Below are 24,415 nucleotides of genomic sequence, written 5' to 3'. Positions count from 1 at the left end.
TACGTCGTTACCGTCAGGAGGGAACCGATGCTGACATTGCTCAACCTGCTCTCCGCCGTCGCCCTGCTCGTCTGGGGCACCAACATCGTGCGCACCGGCATCCTCCGGGTCTACGGCAGCGACCTGCGCCGCTGGCTCAGCCACAGCATGAAGCGCGCGCCCCTGGCCTTCGCCGCCGGCATCGGCGTCACCGCCCTGGTGCAGAGCAGCAACGCCACTGCGCTGCTGGTCACCTCCTTCGTCGCCCAGGGCCTGATGGGCCTGTCCTCGGGCCTGGCGATCATGCTCGGTGCCGACGTCGGGACCGCGCTGATGGCGCGGGTTCTGACCTTCGACCTGTCATGGCTGTCGCCGCTGCTGATCTTCTTCGGGGTGATCTTCTTCCTCTCGCGCAAGCAGACCCGCCTCGGCCAGCTCGGCCGCGTGGCCATCGGCCTGGGGCTGATCATCCTCGCGCTGCAGCTGATCGTCGCCGCCGCCGAGCCCATCACCACCGCCAAGGGCGTGAAGGTGCTGTTCTCCTCGCTCACGGGCGATGTGATGCTGGACGCCCTGACCGGCGCGCTGTTCGCCATGGTCACCTACTCCAGCCTGGCGGCCGTGCTGCTCAGCGCGACCCTGGCCGCGGCCAAGGTCATCCCGCTCAAGGTGGCGCTGTGCCTGGTTATCGGCGCCAACGTCGGCAGCGGCATCCTCGCCATGATCAGCGCCACCTCGCAGAACGCCGCCGGCCGCCGGGTGGCGCTCGGCAGCCTGCTGTTCAAGCTGGTCGGCTGCGCTCTGGTGCTGCCGGTGGTGGGGCCGGCGGCGGAGTGGCTGGACACCTGGTCCTTCTCCACCGCCGAGCTGGTGATCGCCTTCCACGTCCTCTACAACAGCGTGCGCTGCCTCCTGCTGCTGCCGCTGACGCCCTACATGGCGCGCTTCTGCGACTGGCTGCTGCCGGACCGCGAGCAGGCCAGCGACGTGGCCAAGCCGCGCCACCTCGACAAGAGCGCCCTGGACACGCCGAGCCTGGCCCTGGCCAACGCCGTGCGCGAGACCCTGCGCCTGGGCGATATCGTCGAGCAGATGCTGAACAACCTGCTGAAGCTGATGCGCGGTGGCGATCCGCTGCTGGGCAAGGAGATCCACCGCCTCGACGACGACATCGACGCCCTCTACACCGCCATCAAGCTGTACCTGGCGCGCATGCCCCGCGAGGACCTGAGCGAGCGCGACAGCCGGCGCTGGGCCGAGATCATCGAGCTGACCATCAACCTGGAGCAGGCCGGCGACCTGATCGAGCGCATGGTCGGCGATGTGCAGCACAAGAAGACCTCGCAGCAGCGCTCCTTCTCCGAGGCGGGCCTGGCGGACATCGCCGAGCTGCACAACCAGCTGGTCAACAACCTGCGCCTGAGCCTCTCGGTGTTCCTCAACGGCGACCTGGAGAACGCCAAGCGCCTGCGCCGCGCCAAGCAGCGCTTCCGCATCCTCGAACGGCGCCTGTCCCATGCCCACGTGGAGCGCCTGCACCAGCAGGTGGTGCAGAGCATCGAGACCAGCGCCCTGCACCTGGGCCTGATCAGCGACATGAAGCGCCTCAACTCGCTGTTCTGCGCCATCTCCTACGCCGTGCTGGATAACCCCGACGCACCGCCGGTGGCATTGGAAGACGGGGGCGTCGAGCCGCTGGTCGAGGACGACGTGGACTACCAGCCGGAGATCGGCTCGCATCGCTGAACACGGCCCTTCCTGAGTAACGGCGGCTTGGGCAGAATCCATCCCATGAGCCCAACCGCCGCATCACCCGACCAGGCCTCGGTCAGCGCCAGCCTCACCCAGGCCATCCTCCATGCCGCCGAGAGCCTCGGCCTGCCGCGTGCCGAGCTGCTGGCCGCCAGCGGCCTGGGTGATGCCCAGCTGCGTGACCCTGACGCGCGCATCCCCTTCCCGGCCCAGGAAGCGCTATGGAGCGCCATCGAGTCACGCCTCGCCCACCCCGAGCCCGGCCTGGTGCTGGGCCAGGCGCTCGCGCCCGGCCAGTTCAGCGTGCTCGGCTACCTGCTGCAGAGCAGCCCGACCCTGGGCGACGCCCTGGACGCCGAGCTGCGCTACCAGCGCCTGGTGGGCGAAGGCGGCACCCTGGCGGTAGAGATCCGTGGCGACCAGCTCTGGACCCTGTACCGCCCGCTGCACCCGCACGTGCCCGCCACCCGCACGCGGGTACTGGCGCTGATGGCTTTCTGGGTGCGCCTGATACAGCCGCTGCTGGATGACTTCCGCCTGCTGCGTGCCTGCTTCATCCACTCGCGGCCCAAGAGCCTGGCCGCCTACGAGGACTGCTTCGCCTGCGCGCTGGAGTTCGACGCCCCCGACTACGCCCTGGTGCTGCCGCTGAAGCTGCGGGGCGCCGCCCTGCGCCAGGCCAACCCGCCGCTCCAGGCATTGCTGCGCCAGCACGCCGAAGCCCTGCTCGCGCGCCTGCCCAGCGAAGGCCTGCGCGCCCGCGTGGTGGCGCTGCTGAGCGCCCAGCTGGCCCACGGCGAACCCGATCGCAGCGCCCTCGCCGCCAGCCTCGGCCTCAGCGAACGGACCCTGCAGCGGCGCCTCGCCGAAGAGGGCAGCAGCTACCAGCAACTGCTCGGCGACACCCGCCTGCAACTGGCCGAACGCCACCTGCAGGAAGGCAGCCTGCCCATCGCCGAGATCGCCGTGCTGCTGGGCTACTCCGAGCCCAGCGTGTTCTTCCGCGCCTTCCGCCAGTGGACCGGCAAGACGCCAGGGGAGTATCGCCAGCAACTGGCGAGGCCCCCGTCCGGGGCCTAGCGGGCGCCAGGCGCACCGCCGGGCTCAGGCACGCGGCGACAGGCCCCGCGCATCGAGAAACGCCAGGAACGCCTCGCGGCTGGAGTACCGCGGCTGGTAGCCGAACTCCTCCTTCAGGCGCCGGTTGGCGAGTACCGGCCGGTAGCGCAGGAAGTCCAGCTGCTCGGGTCCGTAGCGGGTCAGGCCAAGGGGCTTGAGCAGCGCCAGGCTGGCGAGGATCAGCGTCGCCGGCAGCGGCCGGTAGGGCTTGCCGAGGATGGCGGCGATCTCGGCCATGCTCAGCGCGCCGTCGCCGGCCAGGTTGTAGATGCCCTCGGCGCCGCGCTCCAGGCCCTGGAGGATGATCGCCACCACGTCCTGGTCCCAGATGAACACGAAGCGGCTGTCGTGGCCGCGCACGCCCATCACCGAGGGTTTGTCGAAGAGCGCGGTGATCTGGTTGTCCACCCGCCGCCCGAGGATGGTGCCCGGGCGCAGCACCAGCTGGCGCAGCTGCGGGTGGCGCTCGCGTGCTGCAGCCAGCAGCTCCTCCACCTCGCGCTTGTGGCGGGCGTAGGCGAAGGCATCATGGCCGCGCAGCGGGTCGGCTTCGTCGATCCACTCGGCGTTCTCCGGGTAGTAGCCATAGGCGGCGCCGGAACTGGTCACCACCAGTTGCTCGACGCCATGGGCGGCGGCGGCGGCGACCACCGCGCGGGTGCCCTCGACGTCGATGGCGTGCAGGGTCGCCTCGCTCATGCCCGGCGGCGGGGTCACCACCGAAGCGAGGTGGACGATGGCCCGGGGCTTCCAGTGGGCGATGCAGGCTTCCACCGCCTCGGCCCGGGCGATGTCCAGTTGCACCTCCTCGACGTTCGCCCCCCGGGCGCTGGCCGGCAGCGGGCGGATGTCCGCGGCCACCAGGCTCCAGTCGGGATGCCGGGCAACCAGCGCTTCCAGCAACTGGTGGCCGATGTAGCCGGCGGCGCCGGTGATCAGGACGCGCATGGCAGGGCCTCCTCGTCGACCGGCAGCGGTCGGTTGCGCCAGAACGCCACCAGCAGCAGGCCGCTGACCAGGTGCCAGGTGCCCCAGAAGGCCGCCACCAGCGCCATGTTCGGCTCGCCGCCGAACTGGGCGAAGATCAGCCCCAGGGCGAGGCCGGAGTTGTGCATACTGATCTCGATGACCATGGCCCGCAGGTTGGCGCCGCGCTGGCGGGCGAGTTTGGCCATGGCCCAGCCGAGGACGATGGCGCTGGCGTTGTGCAGCACCACGATGAAGAACACCAGGCCCAGGTTGTCGACGAACAGGCGCCAGTTGCCGGCCACCGCGCCGCCGACGAAGACCACGAAGGCCAGCAGCGAGAAACGCTTGAACCAGGGCATCACCCGGGTCGCCAGGCGCGGCCACAGGTTGCCCACCAGCATCCCGGCCAGCAGCGGCAGGCCGAGCAGCACGACGACGCTGACGAGAATGCTGCCGCGATCCATCTGCAGCGCACTGAGGCGCCCGGCGAGGTAGGCGGAAGCCTCCGGGTTGAGGCCGCTGGTGAGGGCGAAGTTGAGCGGCAGGAGCACCAGCGCCAGCAGGCTGGACAGCGCCGTCATGCTCATCGACAACGCGGTGTTGCCGCGCGCCAGGTGGGTCATCACGTTGGAGAGGTTGCCGCCGGGGCAGCAGGCCACCAGCAGCAGGCCCAGCTCGAGGCCGGGGTGCAGGTCCACCAGCAGGGTGACCGCGAGGGTCGCCCAGGGCAGGATCAGGCACTGCCCGAGCATGCCCGCCAGCACCGGCTGCGGCTGGCGCAGCACGGCGAGGAACTGGCCGATGCGCAGCTCCAGGGAAACACCGAAGATCATCACCGCCAGCACCAGAGCGAGGATCAGCTGCTGGTTCGCGTCGTAGTTCATGGCAAGGCCGCCCGTGGTTCTTGTTATGGCCGCCAATGTAACGGCAGATTCCTACAGGCGGCAGTGGCCGACGCCGCCATGCTCTGTGGCGATTCGCGACAGACTGACGCCGATCAATGCCCGCCGACCGGGTGATGGCTAGAGTGCATAGCCAATTGCCATCAGCCGTAGCCCCGACCATGGACAGCTCCGATCCGCCGATCGCCGCCATCACCGATCCTGCGCTCGCCTGCCTGCTGCGCGAGATGCTGCCCGCCATGGGTGTCGTCTGCGAAGTGATCACCGAGACCGGCCAGTGCCAGCGTGCGCCCCTGTGCCGATGGCTCAAGGACGCGCCCCTCAGCGAAACCACCCGGTTGCGCCTGCTCCTCGACGAGGCGGTGACCGTGCTCGACCGCACCCGTCACGCCTTCAAGTCCAGGGAACTCGGGCGTTTGCGCAGGCGCCTGGAGCAGGCACTGGAAGAGTTGTCGCGCCCGGCCTGACTGGTGTACAACCTCGCGCTGCAAGGTTCCGCCAAGGGCGGAAACCGGCTTTGCCGGGCAGGACGCAAGGGCCTGCAAGACAAGGCGCCACGCGTGGCAGTTCCACTTGGAGCTGCCACGCGTGGCGCCTTTTTTATTGCCCGCAGGTTTTCACGGGGGACGAGGGATGGGGTTCGAAACACAGCTCAAGGGGATGCTCGGCAGGATCGGCCTCGGCCGCCGCGAAATCGACCAGCGCTGCCGCTACCTGGACTGGCAGGCGCTCGACGCCGCGCGTCTGAACCGCCAGGCGGAGTCGGTCGAGGCCCTGCACGAGGTGTTCGTCGAGCGCCTCTACGCACACCTCGGCCACTTCGAGCCGACCGCCAGCATCCTCCGCGACCCGGCGACCCTCGCACGCCTGAAGGCCAGCCAGCTGGACTACTACCAGCGCCTGTGGAAGGGCCCCTATGACCGCGACTACGTCATGCACCGGCTCAAGGTCGGCCTGGTGCACCAGCGCGTCGGCGTCGAGCTGAAGTGGTACCTGGGCGCCTACCGCCTGTATCTCGACCAGATGCTCACCGGCCTGCTCGGCGACAACGAGACCACCCGCACCCTGGGCAGCCTGATGAAGGCGGTGTTCTTCGACATCGCCCTGGCCATCGACACCTACAGCGCCGCCCAGCACCAGGCCCTGGAAGACAGCGAGGCGCGCTTCGCCCGGGCCCTGCGCGGCGCCAACGACGGCCTCTGGGACTGGGACCTGGAGCACGACCGGCTGTACATCTCCGAGCGTTGGGCGAGCATGCTCGGCCGCTCGCGCGATGCCTTCGGCGAGAGCAGCGCCGGCTGGTTCGCCCGCGTCCACCCCGACGACCTGCCGGCCCTGCGCCAGGCCATCGACACCCACCTGCGCGGCGACAGCCCCTGGCTCAGCCACGAGTACCGCATGCGCCAGCAGGACGGCAGCTACCTCTGGGTCCTGGTGCGCGGCGTCGCCGAGGGCAGGCGCATGGCCGGCTCGCAGACCGACATCAGCCAGCGCAAGGCCACCGAGCACCAGCTCAGCCACGCCGCGCGGCACGACCCGCTCACCGGCCTGGCCAACCGCCTGCGCCTGGACGAGCTCCTGCAGCAGGCCCTGCAGCGCCAGCTCAAGCCCGGTGCGCGCCAGGCGGCGCTGCTGTTCATCGACCTCGACCGTTTCAAGCTGATCAACGACAGCCTCGGCCACGCCGTCGGTGACCGCGTGCTGGTGGAGGTGGCCCATCGGCTGGAACGCTGCCTGCGTCCAGGCGACCACCTGGCGCGCTTCGGTGGCGACGAATTCGTCGTGCTGCTCGACGACCTGGCCTGCCTGGGCGACGCCGAGGTCGTGGCCCAGCGCATGCTCGACAGCCTGCACCAGCCGCTGCACCTGGACGAGCGCACCCTGGTGGTCAGCGCCAGCATCGGCATCACCGGGCTCCAGGCCGAGGGCCAGACCATCGACGCGCTGCAGGCCGCCGATCTTGCCCTGTACCGCGCCAAGGAGGCCGGCAAGGCGCAGATCGCCCGCTACAGCAGCGAGCTGCAGGCCGCCGCGAAGAACCGCCTGGACCTGGAAAGCGCCCTGGCCCAGGCCCTGGCACGCGACGAGTTCGAACTGCACTACCAGCCCATCTGCCGCACCGACCAGGGCCAGCCGCTGCTGGTTGGCGTGGAGGCCCTGCTGCGCTGGCGCCAGGGCGACCGCCTGGTGCAGCCGGCGCAGTTCATCCCGGCGCTGGAGGAGTCCGGCGAGATCATCGCCGTCGGCGACTGGGTGCTGCGCGAGGCCTGCCGCCAGACCCGCGCCTGGCAACTGGACGGCCAGCGCGGCCTGCGCTGCTCGGTCAACCTCTCCAGCCGCCAGCTGCACCAGCCGGGCTTCGCCGCGCGGCTCAAGGCGATACTCGAGGAATCGGACCTGCCCCCTTCCAGCCTGGTGCTGGAGATCACCGAGAGCCTGCTGATGCAGGACGGCGCCGACACCCTCGCCTGCCTGCGCGAACTGGCCTGCCAGGGCGTGCGCCTGGCGCTGGACGACTTCGGCACCGGCTACTCCTCCCTCGGCTACCTCAAGCGCTTCCCGCTGCACATCCTCAAGGTCGACCGCAGCTTCATCGAGGGCGCCCCCGAGGACCCCGAGCTGCGCGCCATCTCCCGCGCCATCATCGGCCTGGGCGGCAGCCTGGGGCTGGAGGTGATCGCCGAAGGCGTCGAGCGCCCCGAACACCTGGACTTCCTCGCCGCCGAGGACTGCCACTACGCCCAGGGCTTCTGGTTCAGCCGCCCGCGTCCGCCCGAGGCACTGGAGCGCCTGTTCAACGGCGAGGAATGTTTCGACGGGCACTGGTGCCTGCTGCCCGAAGCCACCACGAGAGCCACCCCATGAAACGCAACCTGCCGGTCAGCGGGCGCGCCGTCGCCTTCGCCGACGACGCCAACATCCTCTCCACCACCGACCTCAAGGGCGTGATCACCCACGTCAACCAGGACTTCGTCGACATCAGCGGCTTCAGCCGCCCCGAGCTGATCGGCCAGAGCCACAACCTGGTGCGCCACCCGGACATGCCGGCGGCCGCCTTCGCCCACCTGTGGCGGACGCTCAAGGCCGGGCGCAGCTGGATGGGCCTGGTCAAGAACCGCTGCAAGAACGGCGACCACTACTGGGTCAGCGCCTTCGTCACCCCGGTGGTGCGTGACGGCCAGGTGCTGGAATACCAGTCGGTGCGCACCTGCCCCAGCGCCGAGCAGGTGCAGCGTGCCGAACGGCTCTACGCCGGGCTCGAGGCCGGCCGCATGCCCGCCCGCTCGCGCCTGCCGCTGCACCTGCGCCTGCTCGCCGGCCCGGCCCTGGGCATGGCGCTGGGCATCGGCCTGTACCAGGCCCTGGCGCCCTATGGCCTGCTCGCCGCCGTGCCGGCCTGGGGCCTGGCGCTGGGCTGCGCGGGGCTGACCCTGCGCCGCCAGTTGCGCCCGCTGCGCGAACTCCTGGGCCGCGCCCGGGGCATCGCCGACAACCCGCTGAGCCAGGCGGTCTACGGCCAACGCAGCGACGAATTCGGCCAGCTCGGCTTCTGCCTGCAGATGCTGGAAATGGAGACCGGCGCGCTGGTCGGGCGCATCGCCGAATCCTCGCGCCAGCTCGCCGAACACGCCGAGGAGCTGGCCACCGCCGTCGCCCACGGCAGTGCCGGCAGCCACCGCCAGCAGCTGGAGACCGACCAGGTGGCCACCGCCGTCGGGCAGATGGCCGGGAGCGTCCAGGAAGTGGCGCGCAGCGCCCAGCAGAGCGCCTGCGCCGCCGACCAGACCGACGATGCCGCACGCATCGGCCAGCACGAGGTGAGCGCGACCCGCGCCCGCATCGCCGAACTGGACGAGGAAGTGCGCAACGCCACCCGCGTGGTACGCGAGCTGCAGGACCACAGCAGCGCGATCGGCCAGGTGCTGGACGTGATCCAGGGCGTCGCCGAGCAGACCAACCTGCTGGCCCTGAACGCCGCCATCGAAGCCGCGCGGGCCGGGGATGCCGGGCGCGGCTTCGCCGTGGTGGCCGACGAGGTGCGCGCCCTGGCCGGGCGCACCCAGCAGTCCACCGCGCAGATCAACCAGATGATCAACAGCCTGCAGAGCGGCGCCGAGCAGGCCGTCGCGGCCATGCAGCGCAGCTGCGCCCAGGCCGAGAGCAGCCTGGCCCAGGCCCAGCGCGCGGCCGAGTCCCTGGAGCGGATCAACCAGCAGGTCGGCGCCATCAACGGCATGAGCCTGCAGATCGCCAGCGCGGTGGAGCAGCAGAGCGCCGCCAGCGAGGAGATCCAGCGCAGCCTGGCGACCATCCGCCGCGCCGCCGACGACAACGCCAACAGCGGCCTGTGCAGCCAGCGCAGCGCCGGCGAGGTGGCCGGCCTGGCCGCCGACCTGCGCCAGCTGGCCCTGCAGTTCTGGAGCAGCCGCCGCGGCCTGGGGTGATTGCGCAGGGGCGGGGGCGATCCGCTATGCTCGGCGCTTCCTCGCCACCAGACCCACGCCATGCGCTACCTGCTCTGCCTGCTGCTCCTGCTCGGTGCCACGGTGCACGCCGCCGACCGCAACCGGGTCGAGGGCTACGAACTGCAGAACGGCCTGCAGGTGATCCTCAAGCCCACCTCCGAGCGCGGCCATGTCGCCATCCGCCTGGTGGTGGGCGTCGGCTTCGACGACTTCGCCTGCCGCGACAAGGAGCTGCCGCACCTGCTGGAGCACCTGTTCTTCAGCGGCCTGGACGGCGAGGGCGAAGCGGGCCTGGAGGCGCGCATGCAGGCCCTGGGCGGCGAATGGAACGCCTTCACCAGCACCAGCGACACCGCCTTCGTCATCGAGGCGCCGGCGCAGAACCAGCGCAAGGTGCTCGACCTGCTGCTGCAGGTGCTCGGCGACACGCCCCTGGACGACGCCCGCATCGCCACCGCCAAGCAGGTGGTGGAGCGCGAGGGGGGCGGCCACTACTCGCACCTGGAGCGCCTGCTGGACCAGCAGGATCTCGGCCGCGAGGCCCACGAGCAGCTCGCCGTCGAACTGGGCCTGGCCTGCGCCGAACGGCCCCAGGTGGCGCACCTGCAGCGCGAGGCCCTGGAGGCCCTGCGCCGCGACTGGTACGCGCCGAACAACATGAGCCTGATCGTCGTCGGCGACCTCGATCGCCTGCTGCCGGCCTTCATCGAGCGCCGCTTCGGCGCCCTGGCGCCGGTGGAGGTGCGCGAGCACCCGGAGCTGCCCACCAGCAACGGCAACGCCGCCGAGCGCCGCATCCTGCGTCGCGGCCTGGTGGGCGAGAGCGCCACGCTGCACTGGATCTTCCCGGAACCGGAGGTGGCGGGTGCCGACTACGCCGCCTGGGAACTGCTCAAGGATTACCTGAACTGGGAGCTCTACCAGCAGCTGCGCATCCAGGGCGGCCTGTCCTACGGGCCCTGGACCGAGCGCCGCGCCTTCGGCGCCGAGGTCTTCCTCAGCCTCAACGCCGACCTGGAGCGCGACGACGTCGAGCCCGCCCTCGCGGTGCTGCGGCGGATCACCGCCCGCCTGCGCGACCAGGGGCTGGACCCGGCCACCTTCGAACGCCTGCGCGGCCTCGCCATCAGCCGCCAGGCCTGGGCGGCGCAAGGCAACACCGCGCTCGCCGACTACTACTGGGGCGCCCTGGGCGACTACCAGGACGGCCACTTCGGCGACGAAGCCGCCGCCCTGCGCGCGGTGACGCCGCAGCAGGTCGATGCGATCGCCCGCGAGCTGTTCCGCCAGCCGGGCTACATCCGCATCGAACAGCCGCTGCTGGGCTATGACCAGCTGGGCTGGCTGCTGCCGGCGCTGCTCGCCCTGGCCCTGCCCGGCGCCCTGCTGTGGCACCGGCGCCGCAAGGCCCCGCGCACCGCGCCCGCCTGAGCCGCAGGCCGTCGGCCCGGCCGTCGCGCGCCTTCTCAGGCCGGCGGACGGGCAGTATCCTGCGGCCCCCGCAGCCTCGTCCGACCTGCCCATGTCGATCTGGAAAAACCGCCTGCTCGCCCTGATCGCGCTGATCCAGCGCCACCCCCGGCTCATCGCGCTCTACGGCTTCTGCTCGGGGGTCGGCAGCTTCCTGCTGGTGGACCGCGGGGCGCGCCTGGCCAAGGTGATCGCCATCATCATGCTGGTGAGCTGGGTATGGCTGCTGCTGGAGAATCTGTTCCGCAGCAGCATCGAGCGCCTGTTCAAGATCGAGCTGCCGCCACCGCTGACACGCTTCCTGACCCAGCTGATCCACCAGGAAAGCCTGTTCTTCGTGCTGCCCTTCTTCCTCATCACCACCAGCTGGAACAGCGGCCAGGCCCTGTTCACCGGGATGCTGGCGGTGGCCGCGGTGATCTCCATCACCGACCCGCTGTACAACCGCTTCCTGGCGCCGCACCGCTGGCTGTTCCTCGCCTACCACACCCTGACCCTGTTCGCCGTGCTGCTCACGGCGCTGCCGATCATCCTCCACCTGACCACCGCGCAGAGCTTCGAGTGGTCCCTGGGCATCGCCGTGCTGCTGTCCTTCCTCAGCCTCTACAGCATCATCCGCGTGCAGCGCTGGTGGCGCGGGCTGGCCCTGGTCGGGCTGACCCTGGCACTGGGTGCCACCGGCTGGCTGACCCGGGTGATGGTGCCGCCGGCGACCCTGTGGCTGACCGAAGTGGCGGTGACCCCGGAGCTGGACGACCACCAGCGCACCCCCGGCAAGGGCGTGCACACCGTCACCGCCGCCGACCTGCGCAGCGACGGCCTCTACGCCTACACCGCGATCAACGCGCCGCGCGGGCTGAACGAGCGCATCTATCACCTGTGGCGTTTCGAGGGCAAGGAAGTGGACCGCATCGCCCTGGACATCCACGGCGGCCGCGAAAAGGGCTACCGCGCCTGGACCCACAAGCAGAACTTCCCCGCCAACCCGGTGGGCAGCTGGCAGGTGCGCGTGGTGACCGAGGCCGGCCAGATGATCGGCACCCTGCGCTTCGAGGTCACCGACGACCCGCTGCCGCCCAAGCCCCATTGAGCCCCGGCGCAGCGGAGCCACGCATCGCTTGGCGACTGAAGGCGCCCCTACAGGGCCCCTGGGCAGATGGCGTCCCGTAGGGCGGGTGAAACCCGCCGCCCATCGCGAATGAATCCGCTCCCACAGGCTCGGCATGCAGCCCGGGCTTCAGCCCGGAATCGCCGAACCGGCATCAGCCGAAGAACCAGTAGCACACCAGGATCGAGGCGATGACGCCGGACAGGTCGGCCAGCAGGGCGCAGCCCACGGCATGGCGGGCGCGCTGGATGCCGACGGCGCCGAAGTACACCGCGAGCACGTAGAAGGTGGTCTCGGTGCTGCCCTGGACGGTGGCCGCCACCAGCGCGGGGAAGCTGTCCACGCCCTGGCTCTGCATGGTCTCGATGAGCATGGCGCGGGCGGCGCTGCCGGAGAACGGCTTGACCAGCGCCGTGGGCAGGGCGTCGACGAAGCGCGTATCCAGCCCTGCCCATTCCACCAGCATGCGGATGCCGTCGAGGCCGAACTCCAGGGCACCGGAGGCGCGCAGCACGCCCACCGCGCAGAGCATGGCCACCAGGTACGGCAGCAGGCTCTTGGCCACGTCGAAGCCTTCCTTCGCGCCGTCGACGAAGGTTTCGTACACCGGCACCTTCTTCAACGCCCCGACGAACACGAACGACAGGATCAGGCCGAACAGCACCAGGTTGCCCAGCAGCGACGACAAGGCCGCGAGGGCCGTGGCGGAGAGGCCGGCCAGCACCGCCATGAAGCCGCCCAGCAGCAGGGCGCCGGGCACCAGGTAGGCGAGCACCACCGGGTCCCACAGCCTGAGGCGCTGCATCACGGCCACCGACAGCAGGCCCACCAGGGTGGAGGCGCTGGTGGCCAGCAGGATGGGCAGGAACACCAGGGTCGGGTCGCCGGCACCCTGCTGCGCGCGGTACATGAAGATCGACACCGGCAGCAGGGTCAGGGACGAGGCGTTGAGCACCAGGAATAGGATCTGCGCGTTGCTCGCCGTGGTGGCGCTGGGGTTGAGTTCCTGCAGGGCGCGCATGGCCTTGAGGCCGATGGGCGTGGCGGCGTTGTCCAGGCCCAGGCCGTTGGCGGCGAAGTTGAGGGTGATCAGCCCCAGGGCGGGGTGCCCCGGCGGCACCTCGGGCATCAGCCGGTGGAACAGGGGGCCGAGCAGGCGCGCCAGCGCCTCCACCAGGCCGGCCTTCTCGGCGATGCGCAGGAAGCCCAGCCACAGGGTCAGGGTGCCGAACAGGAGGATCATCACCTCGACCGAGAGCTTGGCCATGGCGAACAGGCTTTCCACCATGGCCGCCCAGACGCCCGGGTCGCCGCCGATCCAGCGCACCAGCGCCGCCGTCGCGGCGACCATGAAGAAGCCGAGCCAAAGGCCGTTGAGCATGGACGATCCCCCGAAAAACGATGCGCGGATGATAGCGGCGCGAAGCCGGCCCGCGCCAGGAAGCCACCCGGCAATGTCATGAAAGCCATCTAGGCTGAACCGGGTCGGTCGCTTATGACCTCAGACCTGGGAGATGACGATGAAGAAGGTCCTGGTGCTCTACTACTCCATGTACGGCCATATCGAACGCCTGGCCGAAGCGGTGGCCGAGGGTGCGCGCAGCGTGCCGGGCGTTGAGGTGACCCTCAAGCGCGTCGCCGAGACCATGCCCGAGGACATCGCGCGCAACGCCGGCGCCAAGCTCGACCAGCCGGCCGCGCTGGCCAGCCCGCAGGAGCTGGCCGACTACGACGCCATCCTCTTCGGCACCCCGACCCGCTTCGGCAACATGGCCGGGCAGATGCGCACCTTCCTCGACCAGACCGGCGGGCTCTGGGCGAAGGGCGCGCTGGTGGGCAAGCTCGGCAGCGTCTTCACCTCCACCGGCACCGGCGGCGGCTCGGAAACCACCATCACCTCGTTCTGGAACACCCTGGCCCACCACGGGATGCTCATCGTCGGCCTGCCCTACGCAGCCCCCGAGCTGACCGACATCAGCGAAGTACGCGGCGGCTCGCCCTACGGCGCGGCCACCATCGCCGGTGCCGACGGCTCGCGCACGCCGACCGACAAGGAACTCGCACTCGCCAAGTTCCAGGGCGCCCATGTGGCCAAGTTGGCAATCAGGTTGCAATAGAGGGATAGCGGCAAGCGGCAAGCTACAAGCGCCAAGTTAAAAGCGAGTGGCTCGGGGCTTCTGTTCTTGGCTTGACTTGCAGCTTGTAACTTGCAGCTTGTAACTTGCAGCTTGCAGCTTGCAGCTGCTCTTGATAACGCTGCCCCCGAGAAGCTGGATCGCAGCTTCCCGGCGGCGGCTTCGCCTGACCCGGCCCGCAGTCGCGGAGGTAACCCCTTTACCCCTAGGTCATGCCGCTCTACCGACGCGGTACAACCCGGCCCCCTGGTCATGGCCCCGCCTGCGGGGCCTGTGGTCTGAACGGCTTCAGTACCAGTTCGGATCGCTTTTGAGCTGTTCGTCCAGAATCGCCTTCACCTCGGCGTCCGGTTCGCCCAGCCAGCGGAAGCTGGCGTGGCGGCTCGGCGACTTGTCCTGGGGCAGGCCTTCCGGCACTTGCACCAGCAGGGCGTAGGCGTCCTCCTTGTCCCAGCTGAAGGCGACCAGGAGGCGTTGGCTGGCGCAGGCGTGCGGCTCGCACAACTCGCCGACCAGAAACTTGTCACCGTCCTGGTCCACCGCCTTCATCGGCGGTGCCGTCCCGCTCAGGTTCATCACCCAATCGGGCAGACGGCTTTCATCTTCCACCAGCGCCTGCCAGGTCTCGCGGTACTGAGGGTCGGTGCCCAGCAGTTCGTTGAGCCTATGCTGCGCGTCCGTGTCGGCCGCCAGCACCAGGGTGCTGGCGAAACCGAACGCGGTGGCGGCGCAGAGGGTGCGCAGGATGTGCATCGCGCCTCCCTAGCCCCGGCGGCGGCCGAAGATGAAGGACACCACGAACAGGACCAGGAACAGCACGAAGAGAATCTTCGCGATACCCGCAGCGGTGCCGGCGATGCCGCCGAAGCCCAGTACCGCAGCGACGATGGCGATGACGAGGAATGTAAGTGCCCAGCTGAGCATGGTGGTTCTCCTTCTTCGGTTTGTCGGGTTCTCAGTGCGCCGGCGACCAGGCCGGTTGCGGCTGAGTGGGCTGCGCTTCGGACGTTTCCTCCGCAGCCGGGTTTACGAAATCGATGCCGCTGAAATCATTGCTGTCCTGCAGGGCCTGGCCGACCGCCAGGGCGCTGCCAAGCATCAGCAGGGGAAGGGCCAGAAGGGCTACCAGGAACAGGGCGATGGTCCACATCTCGAATCTCCTTGTTGGCTCAGAACACCCAGCGGGGCTGCTGGGGTTGGTCGTTCCAGCGCTCCTGGGCCACGCTCTGCAGCGAGCCGTCGTGGAGCATCCCGTTGGCATGGAAGGCGGCAGGCGTCGGGAGAATGTCGATCCGCGCCGGCAGTGGCTGCTGGCGCTCCCCGGCCTGCAGGTGCAGGCGCCAGGACTGACCGGCGAGCACGACCAGCGCCACGGCGAGGGTGGCCAGCAGTAGCTTGCCCGCGAGGGCGATACGTGCGTGACGACGGTTCATCCTGAAACACCTCCTGGGCCGTTGATCGATCGGGGGACCGGAGCCCCCCGCCTGTTCTGCTTTCATCGCCACCTGGCGACGCTTCCTGATCTGTAGATTGCAGAGCGCATGCCAGTTTTTGCTTCCAACTAAATCCCTTTAAATTCAATAACTTACTTATCAATCAGCGGGCATCGTGACTGGCAACTTGCATGATCGCCGGTGCGGCGTCGTGCGTTTTGCATGGCCGGACATCCCTGTCCGGTCCCGGCTCACTTCATCGCCTGCTTCAGGCTGCGCATGCGGTCGTGGCACGCCTTGACCCGGGGCATCTCCTGGGCGATGAGGCCGCGGACCTCGGGCTCCGCGCTTTCCAGCGCATCCTCGAAGGCGTGCAGGATGCGGTCCTCGGCTTCCTCCAACTGGCCGACGTAGGTGGCCTTCTCGTCGCTGGAGAGCGACGCGCGGGTATCGGCATAGACCTGGCGCAGCTTGCCGACGAAGGTGCCGCCGGTGGACGGGTCCTCGTGGTTGGCAGCGACTTTCACCGCCAGGGCCTGGATGACCTGGGTCTTGGCCTGGGCCATGTCGCGGAACAGGCCCTGCAGGACCGGGTCCTTCACTTCCTCGATGGCGTGCTGGTAGAAGCGCTCGCCATCACGGGTGATCTCGATCAGTTCGTTGAGTTGCGCGGTGGTTCGGGTCATGGAGTTTCTCCTTGCTTGCCGATGGTGATCGCCTCAGCCGGCGACCTTGAGGGATGCGGCCTGCACGTCGAGCACGCCGCGGACATTGCGCGCGGTTTCCACCGCCAGTTCCTTTTCGGCAGCCGTGGCCACGGTGCCGGCAAGGCGGACCACACCCCCTTCGGTCTCCACGGAGATGTCGAGGGCGCCAAGGCTGCTGCTGGAGAGAAAACGGGTCTTCACCCGGCCGGTGATCCAGGCGTCGCCCAGCAGGGCGGCGGGCCGATCCTGGGCGCGGGGAGCGCTGTCCGGCTCGCCGGTCACGCGAATGGCGTTGTCCACCCGCTCGACGCCTTCGGTGCTGGCGGCGAGCCTGCCGGCCAGCTCGCGGGCCTGCGCGCTGTCCGCCTCGCCGCTCAAGGTCACCAGGCCGGCATGGGACTCGACACCGATATCCAGGCCTTCGGTGCGGGTGTTCCACAGCAGCCTGGATTTCACGCGTGCCTTGACGGTGGCGTCGTCGAGGCGCTCGTCCGCGGCGGCGACCGAGACCAGGTGCGGGCGTACGCCGGGATCGACGCGGATGCGGTTGTCCACCGTCTCGATGCCCTCGATGCCCAGCGCCACTTGCTCGGCCAGTTCGCGCTTGACCTCGCTCTCCACCGTGCCGGTGAGCGTGGCCAGGCTGCCTTCGACATCGACGTTGAGGGAAAAGGGCGAGAGATGACGGTTGAAGGCGAAGGCCGTCCACACCGAGCCTTCCTGGCGAGCCTCGTGCAAACGCTGGCTCCAGCCCTCGCGGGCCAGCGAGGGAGCCGACGGGGCCGCCATCAGCGTGCTGCCGATCACCGCCAGCGCGAGCCTGCGCAAGTGCCACATGGAAACCCCCTGTCATGCGATCCGGCGCTCCGGCGCCTTCCGATACAGGGAAACGGCAAGGGTCATGCCAGCCCTTTTTGGCCTTATTTTTCCTTATGAATCAGCTACTTGGTCACAACCTGCAGATAGTCACTGCATGCAGGCTGCAATACATGTATGAAAGAACCATGCAACTTGCACGATAATTCCTGGACTAAGCGGTACGACTGAACAATGCGGAGCGAAAAAATGGCAACAGCGACGGAAACCAAGGGACGCATCCTGCTGGTCGACGACGAGTCGGCGATCCTGCGCACCTTCCGTTATTGCCTGGAGGACGAGGGCTACAGCGTGGCCACCGCCAGCAGCGCGGCGCAGACCGAAGCCATCCTGCAGCGCCAGGTCTTCGACCTGTGCTTCCTCGACCTGCGCCTGGGCGAGGACAACGGCCTGGATGTGCTCGCGCAGATGCGCGTGCAGGCACCCTGGATGCGCGTGGTGATCGTCACCGCGCATTCGGCGGTGGACACCGCCGTGGATGCCATGCAGGCCGGCGCGGCGGATTACCTGGTCAAGCCGTGCAGCCCCGACCAGCTGCGCCTTTCGGCCGCCAAGCAACTGGAGGTGCGCCAGCTCACGGCGCGCCTGGAGGCCCTGGAAGGCGAAGTGCGCAAGCCCGGCGACGGCCTGGATTCGCAGAGCCCGGCGATGATGGCGGTGCTGGAAACCGCGCGCCAGGTGGCGAGCACCGACGCCAACATCCTCATCCTCGGCGAGTCGGGCACCGGCAAGGGCGAGCTGGCCCGCGCCATCCACGGCTGGAGCAAGCGGGCGAAGAAATCCTGCGTGACCATCAACTGCCCGTCGCTGTCGGCGGAGCTGATGGAAAGCGAGCTCTTCGGCCACAGCCGCGGAGCCTTCACCGGGGCCAGCGAGAGCACCCTCGGCCGGGTCAACCAGGCGGACGGCGGTACGCTTTTCCTCGACGAGATCGGCGACTTTCCCCTCACGTTGCAACCCAAGTTGCTGCGTTTCATCCAGGACAAGGAATACGAGCGGGTCGGCGACGCGGTGACCCGCCGCGCCGATGTGCGCATCCTCGCCGCCACCAACCTCAACCTCGACGAAATGGTCCGCGAGGGCCGCTTCCGCGAGGACCTGCTCTACCGCCTCAACGTCATCACCCTGCACCTGCCGCCGCTGCGCGAGCGCACCGAGGACCTGATCGGCCTGGCCGAGCGCTTCCTCGCCCGCTTCGTGAAGGACTACGCGCGCCCGGCTCGCGGCTTCAGCGACGCCGCGCGCGATGCCCTGCTGGGCTATCACTGGCCCGGCAACGTACGCGAGCTGCGCAACGTCATCGAGCGCGCCAGCATCATCTGCGGCCAGGAGCTGGTGGAGATCGCCCACCTGGGCCTGAGCGAGGCGCCGGCCAACAACGCACCGCGCGTAGGCGCCTCGATGAGCCTGGAAGACCTGGAGAAAGCCCATATCGCTGCCGTCCTCGCGGCCAGCGAAACCCTCGACCAGGCCGCCAGGACCCTGGGGATCGACGCCTCGACGCTCTATCGAAAACGCAAGCAGTACGGTCTATGAAACTGCCGATGAAGCTGCGTACGCGGCTTTTTCTCAGCATCTCGGCCCTGATCACCGTCGCCCTGCTGGGCCTGTTGCTGGGGCTGACCAGCGTCATGCAGCTGGCCCGCTCGCAGGAGCAGCTGATCACCTACAACTTCGCCACCATCGGCCTGGGCGAGCAGTTGCGCACCCACCTGGGCGACCAGTTGGTCAACCTGACGCGCGAGCGCCCCGACGTGCCGGGGCTGCAGGCTTCGCAGAAGCGCTTCCTCGGCATCCTCCAGCAGGGCCTGATGAATGCCCGCGACGAGCAGACCCGCCAGGGCTTCCAGGCCATCGCCGATGCCTATGGCGACTTCCTGCGGGTCAGCGAGCGCGTGGACGGAGATAGCCGCGACGACGATTTCAGCCAGGCGCTCAACGCCACCCGCAACGCCATGCTGGCGCTGCAGAAGCACGCGCTGCACAGCGCCGCCGAGGCCGAGCAGTCCGCCCGCGAGCGCGCCAGCCTGGTCGCGACGCTGCTGGGCGTGCTGGGCATCGCCGTGCTGATGATCGGCTTCGTCACCGCCCACGGCATCGCCCGCCGCTTCGGCCAGCCCATCGAGGCACTGGCGCGCGCGGCCGACCGGATCGGGCAGGGCGACTTCCAGGTGACCCTGCCGATTTCCACGGTCAGCGAGATGGCCTCGCTGAGCCGTCGCTTCGGCTTGATGGCCGAGGGCCTGCGGCTGTTCAAGGAAACCAATATCGAGAAGCTGCTGGCCGAGCAGCGGCGCCTGAAGGCAGTGCTCGACAGCATCGACGACGGCCTGCTGATCCTCGACCGCCAGGGCCGCATCGAGCACGCCAACCCGGTGGCCCAGCGCCAGCTGGCCTGGGAAACCGAGCAGCTCGGCCAGACCCTCAGCCACGCCATGAACAACCCCGCCATGGAGCTGCCCACCCAACAGGTGCTGCGCGGCGAGACCCTGGCCCAGGAGCCGGACGACCTGAGCATCGAGGCCGACGGCGAGAGCCGCCTGCTGAGCTGGCGCCTGACGCCGGTGAGCCTGGACGAGGAGCGCATCCTCGGGGCGGTGATGGTGCTGCGCGATGTCACCGAGCAGCGCGCGTTCGAGCGGGTGCGCAACGAGTTCGTGCTGCGCGCCTCCCACGAGCTGCGCACCCCGGTGACCGGCATGCAGATGGCGTTCGGCCTGCTGCGCGAGCGCCTGGATTTCGCCGAGGAGTCGCGCGAGTCCGACCTGCTGCTGACCGTGGACGAGGAGATGCAGCGCCTGGTGCGGCTGATCAACGACCTGCTGCACTTCTCCCGCTACCAGAACGGCATGCAGACCCTGAACCTGGCGCCCTGCGACATCGACGACCTGCTCGGCAGCCTGCGCGCGCGGTTCCAGGAGCCGGCGCAGGCCAAGGGCATCAGCATCGAGCTGGACCTCCTGGAGCCGCTGCCCCGCGTGCCCATCGACCGGCCGCAGGTGGAGCGCGTGCTGGACAACCTGGTGAGCAACGCCATCCGCCACACGCCCAACGGCGGGCACATCCGCCTGCAGTCGCGGCGCCATGGCGAGCGGGTGATCCTCAGCGTCGAGGACAACGGCGAGGGCGTGCCCTACAGCCAGCAGGCGCGCATCTTCGAGCCCTTCGTGCAGCTGGGCAGCTACACCGGCGGCGTCGGCCTGGGTCTCGCGCTGTGCAAGGAGATCGTCCAGCTCCATGGCGGGCGCATCGGCATCTACTCGCGACCCGGCGAAGGCGCGCAGTTCTACCTGGCCCTGCCGCTCTAGCGGCGCGCCTTTCCCTTCATCCCCGCACAGGCGGGGGCGCTTCGCGAGCAGAGCTCGCTCCTACGAGGGCGGGCTCGAACGTCCTTGCAGGATGGGTAGAGCGAAGCGAAACCCATCACCTCGGAGCGACGGGTTTCCCAATGCGATCAGGCGGCGGGCAGGGTTTCGTCGTTGAGGGCCTGGGCGAGGTCGAGCTGGCCGGCCACCAGGTCACGGAAACGCGCGGCGGTGAGCGGCCGCGAGAACAGCCAGCCCTGGCCGTAGTGGGCACCCTCGCTGGCGAGGAACAGCGCCTGGGCCTCGTGCTCGATGCCTTCGGCCACCACCTTCAGTTGCAGCGCCTGGGCCATGTGCACGATGTGCGGGGCCACGCCGCTGCTGGCCGCATCGTGCCCGAGGGCGTCGACGAAGGCCTTGTCGATCTTCAACACATCCGCCGGCAGCGCCTGCAGGTAGGCGAGGCTGCTGTAGCCGGTGCCGAAGTCGTCGATGAGGATGCGGTGGCCCTGGGCACGCAGCTGGCCGAGCACCTCCTGGGCGGCCTGGATATCGGCCAGGCCGTGCTCGGTGACCTCGAAGGCGATCTGCCGCGCCGGCACCTGGTAGCGCGCCAGCAGCGCGGCGGTGAGCGGGGCGATGCGCGGCGAGCCGACGTCGCAGGCCGCCAGGTTGATGGAGATGTACAGCTCCGGGTTGTCACGCAGGAAGGCGCTCTGCTGGGCCAGCACCTGCTCGATCATGAAATCGGTGATGTCGCGGATCTGCCCGGTGCTCTCGGCCAGGGGGATGAACAGGTCCGGGCTCATCATGTTGCCGTCGGTACGGCGCCAGCGCACCAGGGCCTCGGCGCCGACGCAGCGGCGGCTGGCCAGGTCGAACAGCGGCTGGTAGCGCACACGCAGCTCGCGCCGGCGGATGGCGCCCTGCAGCTCGCCGCTGAGGGACTGGCGGCGGCACATGGCGTAGTAGGCGAGCACGCCGCAGAGCAGCGACAGCAGGGCGGCAACCGGCAGCCAGCCGAGCAGCGCGTCACGGGCGCGGGCCAGCAGCTCGCCGCGCGGGGTCATCACCAGCAGGTCGAACTCCGGCGTCTGGGTGGGCATGCGGTAGGCCAGGCGATCGGCGTTGACCTCCAGCTCGTAGTCCTTGGGCATCGGCCACTCGGAGCCGGGCGGCCAGGGTTGCGCCAGGCCGAGGATGGGCAGGGCGGCACCGGTGCTTTTCGGCAGCAGCAGGAGGCTGGCGCCGGCGGGCAGCTCGACCATGTCGCTGAGGTGCCCGCGCGAGGTGGACAGGCGGAAGTAGCCGCGCCCCACCACCAGGGCGGCGAGGTTGTCGTCGGGCTGGTCGGTGCTGTTGAGCCAGTAGCTCTGGCGCTGGCCGACGATGTCCGCCGGGCGCTCCGGGCCGAAGGAGTTCTGCCGCGGCCAGGAGGAGCAGCACTGGCCGCCGCCGATGAAGGCCGCCTCGTAGATGAAGCGGTAGCGGAAGTTGATCTGCCGCAGCGTCTCCACCATGGCCATGTCGCAGCCACGCAGGGGCTGGGCTTCGAGCTTGTCGAGGGCCTCGTGGAGCTGGCCGAACACCTGCTCCAGGCGCTGCAGGAAGCGTTCGCCCTGGACCTTCATCTGTTCCTGCTCGGCACGCTGGGCCTGCTGGGCCGCCAGCCACAGGCTCGCCAGCACGAACAGGCAGGCGCTCAGCAGGCCGGCCAGGATGGCCACGGGCAGGGGCTGGTAGAGGGTGCGGCGCCAACGGGAAAGTGGGGGCTGCATGATGACAAGCGCGTCCTGGCGAGATCAGTGAGGTATAGCCCACCGCCAGGAAATCATCGCGCCGGCCGCCGACCGGCGCGCGTCGGCGTCATTGCGTCAATTGAACGTCACGGGGCGGGGCGGCAGGCTCTCCCCCGGGGTGCGGTTGAGCACCAGCAACAGGGCGGCGGTCTCGGCATCGGGCTGGCCGTCGAACAGGTGCGGGCGGTACTTCATCTGGAACGCGGCGATGACGTTGCGGGTGGCCTCGTCCAGCTGCCCGTTGCGCGGCACCGGGTAGCCCTGGCGGGCCAGCTGCATCTGGAACCAGCCGACGGTGGGCAGCGCCTGGGCGAAGCGCGCCTGCTCCACCGCCACGGCGGAAGCCTCCGGCCAGGGCACGAGGCCGGCGTCGGCGAGGCGCTTCCAGGGGAACAGGGGGCCGGGATCGACCTTGCGCTGGGGGGCGATGTCGCTGTGCCCGATGATGCTGCCCAGGGGCAGGTTGTGGCGCTTGACGATGTCCTTGAGCAGCACGATCAGGGCGTCGATCTGCTGGTCGTCGAAGGGCTGCCAGTTGCGCCCGGTGGCGGTCTGCTCGTAGCCCTCGTTGACCAGCTCGATGCCGATGGTGCTCGCGTTGAGCCAGGTGCGGCCCTGCCATTCGCTCTGGCCGGCGTGCCAGGCACGACGGTTCTCGTCCACCAGCTGGTAGATGGTCGGCGGCTGGGCGCCGATCAGGTAGTGGGCGCTGACCTCGCCATGGGTGAGCAGCGCGAGGGAGTGCTCCAGGTCGGTCGAGGTGTAGTGCAGCACCACGTACTGCACGCGGCTGTTCTGGTTGACCGAGGTCTGGCTGCGGTCGATGCGCGGGCCGCTGGCGCAACCGGCGAGCAGGGCCAGCAACAGGCCGAGGGCTAGGGTTCTCATGGGCTGATGTGTAGCACGCTTTGCAGGTTGTCCAGGAGCATGTCGACGCTGAGCATGATCAGCAGCATGCCGGTCAGGCGCTCCACCGCCATGAGGCCGCGCTGGCCGAGGAAGCGCTGCAGGAAGGCGGCCTGGAGCAGGATCAGGGCGGTGCAGGCCCAGGCCACCAGCACGGCGACGTAGAGCTCCCAGAGCTCGCCCTGGTGGGTGTTGCGCAGGGTCATCAGCACCGCCAGCGCGGAGGGGCCGGCCACGGCCGGGGTGGCCAGGGGCACCAGCATCGGCTCGCCGTCGGGCAGGTCGCCGAGCACGCCTTCGGGGCGCGGGAAGATCAGGCGCAGGGCGATGATGAAGAGGATGATGCCGCCGGCGATGGCGATGGCCTCGCGGGACAGGCCGAGGCCGCTGAGGATGTTCTCGCCGAAGGTGAGGAAGAGCAGCAGCAGGCCGAGGGCGAACACCAGTTCACGCAGGGCCACCTTGAGGCGCCGCTCCGGCGCGACGTTCTTCAGTGCGGCGAGGAAGATGGCGATGTTGCCGAACGGGTCGGTGACCAGAAAGATCAGCACGGCGATGCCGAGAATTTCCATGGGCGCTCCTCAACTGAAGGACGAAGTGTAAAGGGCGCTGGCGGCGACGTCTCGCCGCCGTGCCGGGTCGGGTGTCAGAAGTGGTACTTGAGGGTGGTGTTGACCGCGCGCTGGTCGCGCGAGGCGTTGCCGCGCACGTCGTCCAGCTCGCTGTAGCCGCCGCTCTGCTGCAGGTACTGGATGCCGAGGAACAGCTGGCGACCCTGGGCGAAGAAGTAGTCGCCGGCATCGAAGCTCAGCTGCGGGCTGAAGCTCAGGCCCTGCTCGCGCTCGCCTTCGGCGCCGGCCCAGTCGAGGCCGCCGTCCAGCAGCCAGCTGGCGTCGCCGAGGCGGAAGGCGTAGGCCCAGGCACCGCTGAACTGCACGCTGTGGCCGGGCTCGTCCTGGTCGTCGCGGTCGTAGAGGCTGAGGGTCAGGTAGTCGAAGCCCGGGGCCTGGAGGTCGAAGGCGGGGCCGAGCAGGTTGCCGCCCTGCCCGGGGGCGGGGGTGGCGTGGGCTCCGGCGATGCGCATGCGCAGGGGAGCGGGGGTGTGGCCGGGCAGGTCGGCCAGGGCCTTGGGCGAGAGGCCGGCGGTGAAAGCCGGGCGCTCGGCGGCGAAGCTGAGGAAGCTCTCGCCAGCGGAATAGGGAAGGGTGGCGAACTGCAGGTTGCCGTCCTGCAGTTGCAGCAGTTCGTTGCCGGCGACCTGGACGGCGCCGAAGGTCAGGGCAAAACCACCCAACCAGCTGGCGATACGCGAAAGGGAAAGACGCATTGACGATGTCTCCACAGGTGAATGCGGGCAGGGCCCGCGAAAAAAGGGGCGGATTATACGCAGCTCCCGGCCTGAGGGCAGCAACGCCACCGGTCATCCTCCGGGCGGCACTGTTCAACGCCTTCGAAAAGCCTATAACTTCTAGTGGCCAGCGGAATCCGT

Annotated in this window: 23 protein-coding genes; 10 read left to right on the top strand and 13 right to left on the bottom strand. The window is 69.3% G+C overall.

What is annotated here, in order from left to right:
* Window positions 1-27 precede the first annotated feature (27 nt).
* Together HSX14_RS00600 and HSX14_RS00595 are read left to right on the top strand one after the other, a co-directional pair.
* Window positions 28-1,725 (top strand): Na/Pi cotransporter family protein, encoded by a 1,698-nt coding sequence (locus tag HSX14_RS00600; RefSeq protein ID WP_173174844.1) that lies wholly within the window; start codon window positions 28-30, stop codon window positions 1,723-1,725.
* 45 nt (window positions 1,726-1,770) lie between these two features.
* A complete protein-coding gene (locus tag HSX14_RS00595) occupies window positions 1,771-2,811 on the top strand; it encodes an AraC family transcriptional regulator (protein ID WP_173174842.1) in 1,041 nt (346 codons plus the stop codon).
* Between the two features lie 24 nt (window positions 2,812-2,835).
* On the opposite strand, the gene HSX14_RS00590 is transcribed toward HSX14_RS00595, so the two are convergent.
* Both HSX14_RS00590 and HSX14_RS00585 read right to left on the bottom strand, forming a co-directional pair.
* Entirely contained in the window at window positions 2,836-3,798 is a 963-nt protein-coding gene (locus HSX14_RS00590) for an NAD-dependent epimerase/dehydratase family protein (protein WP_173174840.1), read from the bottom strand.
* A complete protein-coding gene (locus tag HSX14_RS00585; protein WP_173174838.1) occupies window positions 3,786-4,703 on the bottom strand; it encodes a bile acid:sodium symporter family protein in 918 nt (305 codons plus the stop codon). Before HSX14_RS00585 ends, HSX14_RS00590 begins: the two co-directional genes overlap by 13 nt.
* A gap of 179 nt (window positions 4,704-4,882) precedes the next feature.
* Here HSX14_RS00585 and HSX14_RS00580 point away from each other — a divergent pair, with 179 nt between their 5' ends.
* The 5 genes from HSX14_RS00580 (at window position 4,883) to HSX14_RS00560 (ending at window position 11,747) form a co-directional block, all read left to right on the top strand.
* Entirely contained in the window at window positions 4,883-5,188 is a 306-nt protein-coding gene (locus tag HSX14_RS00580; RefSeq protein WP_173174836.1) for a hypothetical protein, read from the top strand.
* A 166-nt stretch (window positions 5,189-5,354) separates the two neighbouring features.
* Window positions 5,355-7,586, top strand: coding sequence for a putative bifunctional diguanylate cyclase/phosphodiesterase (locus tag HSX14_RS00575; protein WP_173174834.1), 2,232 nt, complete (start codon window positions 5,355-5,357; stop codon window positions 7,584-7,586).
* On the top strand, window positions 7,583-9,166 hold the full coding sequence (locus HSX14_RS00570) for a methyl-accepting chemotaxis protein (protein WP_173174832.1): 1,584 nt from the start codon (window positions 7,583-7,585) through the stop codon (window positions 9,164-9,166). The genes HSX14_RS00575 and HSX14_RS00570 overlap by 4 nt, the downstream gene beginning before the upstream one ends.
* A gap of 60 nt (window positions 9,167-9,226) precedes the next feature.
* Window positions 9,227-10,618, top strand: a complete 1,392-nt coding sequence (locus tag HSX14_RS00565; RefSeq protein WP_173174830.1) for a M16 family metallopeptidase — start codon at window positions 9,227-9,229, stop codon at window positions 10,616-10,618.
* A 91-nt stretch (window positions 10,619-10,709) separates the two neighbouring features.
* The gene (locus HSX14_RS00560; RefSeq protein WP_173174828.1) at window positions 10,710-11,747 is read left to right on the top strand and encodes a DUF5924 family protein; all 1,038 of its coding nucleotides are present in this window, start codon (window positions 10,710-10,712) and stop codon (window positions 11,745-11,747) included.
* Between the two features lie 172 nt (window positions 11,748-11,919).
* On the opposite strand, the gene HSX14_RS00555 is transcribed toward HSX14_RS00560, so the two are convergent.
* Window positions 11,920-13,146 carry a nucleoside recognition domain-containing protein gene (locus HSX14_RS00555; protein ID WP_173174826.1) on the bottom strand — a complete coding sequence of 409 codons (1,227 nt, stop codon included), beginning with the start codon at window positions 13,144-13,146 and terminating at the stop codon, window positions 11,920-11,922.
* 139 nt (window positions 13,147-13,285) lie between these two features.
* Here HSX14_RS00555 and wrbA point away from each other — a divergent pair, with 139 nt between their 5' ends.
* On the top strand, window positions 13,286-13,882 hold the full coding sequence (wrbA, locus tag HSX14_RS00550) for an NAD(P)H:quinone oxidoreductase (RefSeq protein WP_173174824.1): 597 nt from the start codon (window positions 13,286-13,288) through the stop codon (window positions 13,880-13,882).
* Between the two features lie 306 nt (window positions 13,883-14,188).
* Here the strand turns inward: wrbA and HSX14_RS00545 are convergent, their stop codons facing one another.
* From HSX14_RS00545 to HSX14_RS00520, 6 genes are all read right to left on the bottom strand, one after another.
* Window positions 14,189-14,653, bottom strand: a complete 465-nt coding sequence (locus HSX14_RS00545; protein WP_173174822.1) for an inhibitor of vertebrate lysozyme family protein — start codon at window positions 14,651-14,653, stop codon at window positions 14,189-14,191.
* A 9-nt stretch (window positions 14,654-14,662) separates the two neighbouring features.
* Window positions 14,663-14,824, bottom strand: coding sequence for a DUF1328 domain-containing protein (locus HSX14_RS00540; protein ID WP_021218842.1), 162 nt, complete (start codon window positions 14,822-14,824; stop codon window positions 14,663-14,665).
* 31 nt (window positions 14,825-14,855) lie between these two features.
* Entirely contained in the window at window positions 14,856-15,050 is a 195-nt protein-coding gene (locus HSX14_RS00535; protein WP_173174820.1) for a hypothetical protein, read from the bottom strand.
* A gap of 19 nt (window positions 15,051-15,069) precedes the next feature.
* Entirely contained in the window at window positions 15,070-15,333 is a 264-nt protein-coding gene (locus tag HSX14_RS00530; protein WP_173174818.1) for a hypothetical protein, read from the bottom strand.
* A gap of 251 nt (window positions 15,334-15,584) precedes the next feature.
* Window positions 15,585-16,019: a ferritin-like domain-containing protein gene (locus HSX14_RS00525; RefSeq protein WP_173174816.1), complete on the bottom strand. Its 435-nt coding sequence runs from the start codon at window positions 16,017-16,019 to the stop codon at window positions 15,585-15,587.
* 33 nt (window positions 16,020-16,052) lie between these two features.
* The gene (locus HSX14_RS00520; protein WP_173174814.1) at window positions 16,053-16,877 is read right to left on the bottom strand and encodes a BON domain-containing protein; all 825 of its coding nucleotides are present in this window, start codon (window positions 16,875-16,877) and stop codon (window positions 16,053-16,055) included.
* Between the two features lie 228 nt (window positions 16,878-17,105).
* On the opposite strand from HSX14_RS00520, the gene algB reads away from it, so the two are divergent.
* Complete coding sequence (gene algB, locus HSX14_RS00515) at window positions 17,106-18,452, top strand: sigma-54-dependent response regulator transcription factor AlgB (RefSeq protein WP_111259333.1); 1,347 nt, start codon at window positions 17,106-17,108, stop codon at window positions 18,450-18,452.
* Window positions 18,449-20,224 carry an ATP-binding protein gene (locus tag HSX14_RS00510; RefSeq protein ID WP_173174812.1) on the top strand — a complete coding sequence of 592 codons (1,776 nt, stop codon included), beginning with the start codon at window positions 18,449-18,451 and terminating at the stop codon, window positions 20,222-20,224. The genes algB and HSX14_RS00510 overlap by 4 nt, the downstream gene beginning before the upstream one ends.
* A 146-nt stretch (window positions 20,225-20,370) precedes the next feature.
* Here the strand turns inward: HSX14_RS00510 and HSX14_RS00505 are convergent, their stop codons facing one another.
* The 4 genes from HSX14_RS00505 to HSX14_RS31370 form a co-directional block, all read right to left on the bottom strand.
* On the bottom strand, window positions 20,371-22,002 hold the full coding sequence (locus HSX14_RS00505; protein WP_420803763.1) for an EAL domain-containing protein: 1,632 nt from the start codon (window positions 22,000-22,002) through the stop codon (window positions 20,371-20,373).
* Window positions 22,003-22,095: 93 nt separating this feature from the next.
* Window positions 22,096-22,908: an N-acetylmuramoyl-L-alanine amidase gene (locus tag HSX14_RS00500; protein WP_173174807.1), complete on the bottom strand. Its 813-nt coding sequence runs from the start codon at window positions 22,906-22,908 to the stop codon at window positions 22,096-22,098.
* Window positions 22,905-23,498, bottom strand: coding sequence for a MarC family protein (locus tag HSX14_RS00495; RefSeq protein ID WP_111259329.1), 594 nt, complete (start codon window positions 23,496-23,498; stop codon window positions 22,905-22,907). Before HSX14_RS00495 ends, HSX14_RS00500 begins: the two co-directional genes overlap by 4 nt.
* Window positions 23,499-23,572: 74 nt before the next feature.
* Window positions 23,573-24,253 (bottom strand): hypothetical protein, encoded by a 681-nt coding sequence (locus tag HSX14_RS31370; protein ID WP_173174805.1) that lies wholly within the window; start codon window positions 24,251-24,253, stop codon window positions 23,573-23,575.
* Window positions 24,254-24,415 lie beyond the last annotated feature (162 nt).

This window comes from Pseudomonas tohonis, assembly GCF_012767755.2.
Lineage (GTDB): Bacteria > Pseudomonadota > Gammaproteobacteria > Pseudomonadales > Pseudomonadaceae > Metapseudomonas > Metapseudomonas tohonis.
This window is presented reverse-complemented; position numbering and strand designations above follow the sequence as displayed.

Excerpts from the sequence above, each read along its gene's own strand:
- HSX14_RS00585 (WP_173174838.1), bottom strand. The coding sequence starts at position 4,703 with ATGAACTACGACGCGAACCAGCAGCTGATCCTCGCTCTGGTGCTGGCG.
- HSX14_RS00500 (WP_173174807.1), bottom strand. The coding sequence starts at position 22,908 with ATGAGAACCCTAGCCCTCGGCCTGTTGCTGGCCCTGCTCGCCGGTTGC.
- HSX14_RS00575 (WP_173174834.1), top strand. The coding sequence starts at position 5,355 with ATGGGGTTCGAAACACAGCTCAAGGGGATGCTCGGCAGGATCGGCCTC.
- HSX14_RS00530 (WP_173174818.1), bottom strand. The coding sequence starts at position 15,333 with ATGAACCGTCGTCACGCACGTATCGCCCTCGCGGGCAAGCTACTGCTG.
- HSX14_RS00525 (WP_173174816.1), bottom strand. The coding sequence starts at position 16,019 with ATGACCCGAACCACCGCGCAACTCAACGAACTGATCGAGATCACCCGT.
- HSX14_RS00570 (WP_173174832.1), top strand. The coding sequence starts at position 7,583 with ATGAAACGCAACCTGCCGGTCAGCGGGCGCGCCGTCGCCTTCGCCGAC.
- HSX14_RS31370 (WP_173174805.1), bottom strand. The coding sequence starts at position 24,253 with ATGCGTCTTTCCCTTTCGCGTATCGCCAGCTGGTTGGGTGGTTTTGCC.
- wrbA (WP_173174824.1), top strand. The coding sequence starts at position 13,286 with ATGAAGAAGGTCCTGGTGCTCTACTACTCCATGTACGGCCATATCGAA.
- HSX14_RS00540 (WP_021218842.1), bottom strand. The coding sequence starts at position 14,824 with ATGCTCAGCTGGGCACTTACATTCCTCGTCATCGCCATCGTCGCTGCG.
- algB (WP_111259333.1), top strand. The coding sequence starts at position 17,106 with ATGGCAACAGCGACGGAAACCAAGGGACGCATCCTGCTGGTCGACGAC.
- HSX14_RS00495 (WP_111259329.1), bottom strand. The coding sequence starts at position 23,498 with ATGGAAATTCTCGGCATCGCCGTGCTGATCTTTCTGGTCACCGACCCG.
- HSX14_RS00520 (WP_173174814.1), bottom strand. The coding sequence starts at position 16,877 with ATGTGGCACTTGCGCAGGCTCGCGCTGGCGGTGATCGGCAGCACGCTG.
- HSX14_RS00565 (WP_173174830.1), top strand. The coding sequence starts at position 9,227 with ATGCGCTACCTGCTCTGCCTGCTGCTCCTGCTCGGTGCCACGGTGCAC.
- HSX14_RS00580 (WP_173174836.1), top strand. The coding sequence starts at position 4,883 with ATGGACAGCTCCGATCCGCCGATCGCCGCCATCACCGATCCTGCGCTC.
- HSX14_RS00545 (WP_173174822.1), bottom strand. The coding sequence starts at position 14,653 with ATGCACATCCTGCGCACCCTCTGCGCCGCCACCGCGTTCGGTTTCGCC.
- HSX14_RS00510 (WP_173174812.1), top strand. The coding sequence starts at position 18,449 with ATGAAACTGCCGATGAAGCTGCGTACGCGGCTTTTTCTCAGCATCTCG.
- HSX14_RS00600 (WP_173174844.1), top strand. The coding sequence starts at position 28 with ATGCTGACATTGCTCAACCTGCTCTCCGCCGTCGCCCTGCTCGTCTGG.
- HSX14_RS00535 (WP_173174820.1), bottom strand. The coding sequence starts at position 15,050 with ATGTGGACCATCGCCCTGTTCCTGGTAGCCCTTCTGGCCCTTCCCCTG.
- HSX14_RS00560 (WP_173174828.1), top strand. The coding sequence starts at position 10,710 with ATGTCGATCTGGAAAAACCGCCTGCTCGCCCTGATCGCGCTGATCCAG.
- HSX14_RS00590 (WP_173174840.1), bottom strand. The coding sequence starts at position 3,798 with ATGCGCGTCCTGATCACCGGCGCCGCCGGCTACATCGGCCACCAGTTG.
- HSX14_RS00595 (WP_173174842.1), top strand. The coding sequence starts at position 1,771 with ATGAGCCCAACCGCCGCATCACCCGACCAGGCCTCGGTCAGCGCCAGC.
- HSX14_RS00555 (WP_173174826.1), bottom strand. The coding sequence starts at position 13,146 with ATGCTCAACGGCCTTTGGCTCGGCTTCTTCATGGTCGCCGCGACGGCG.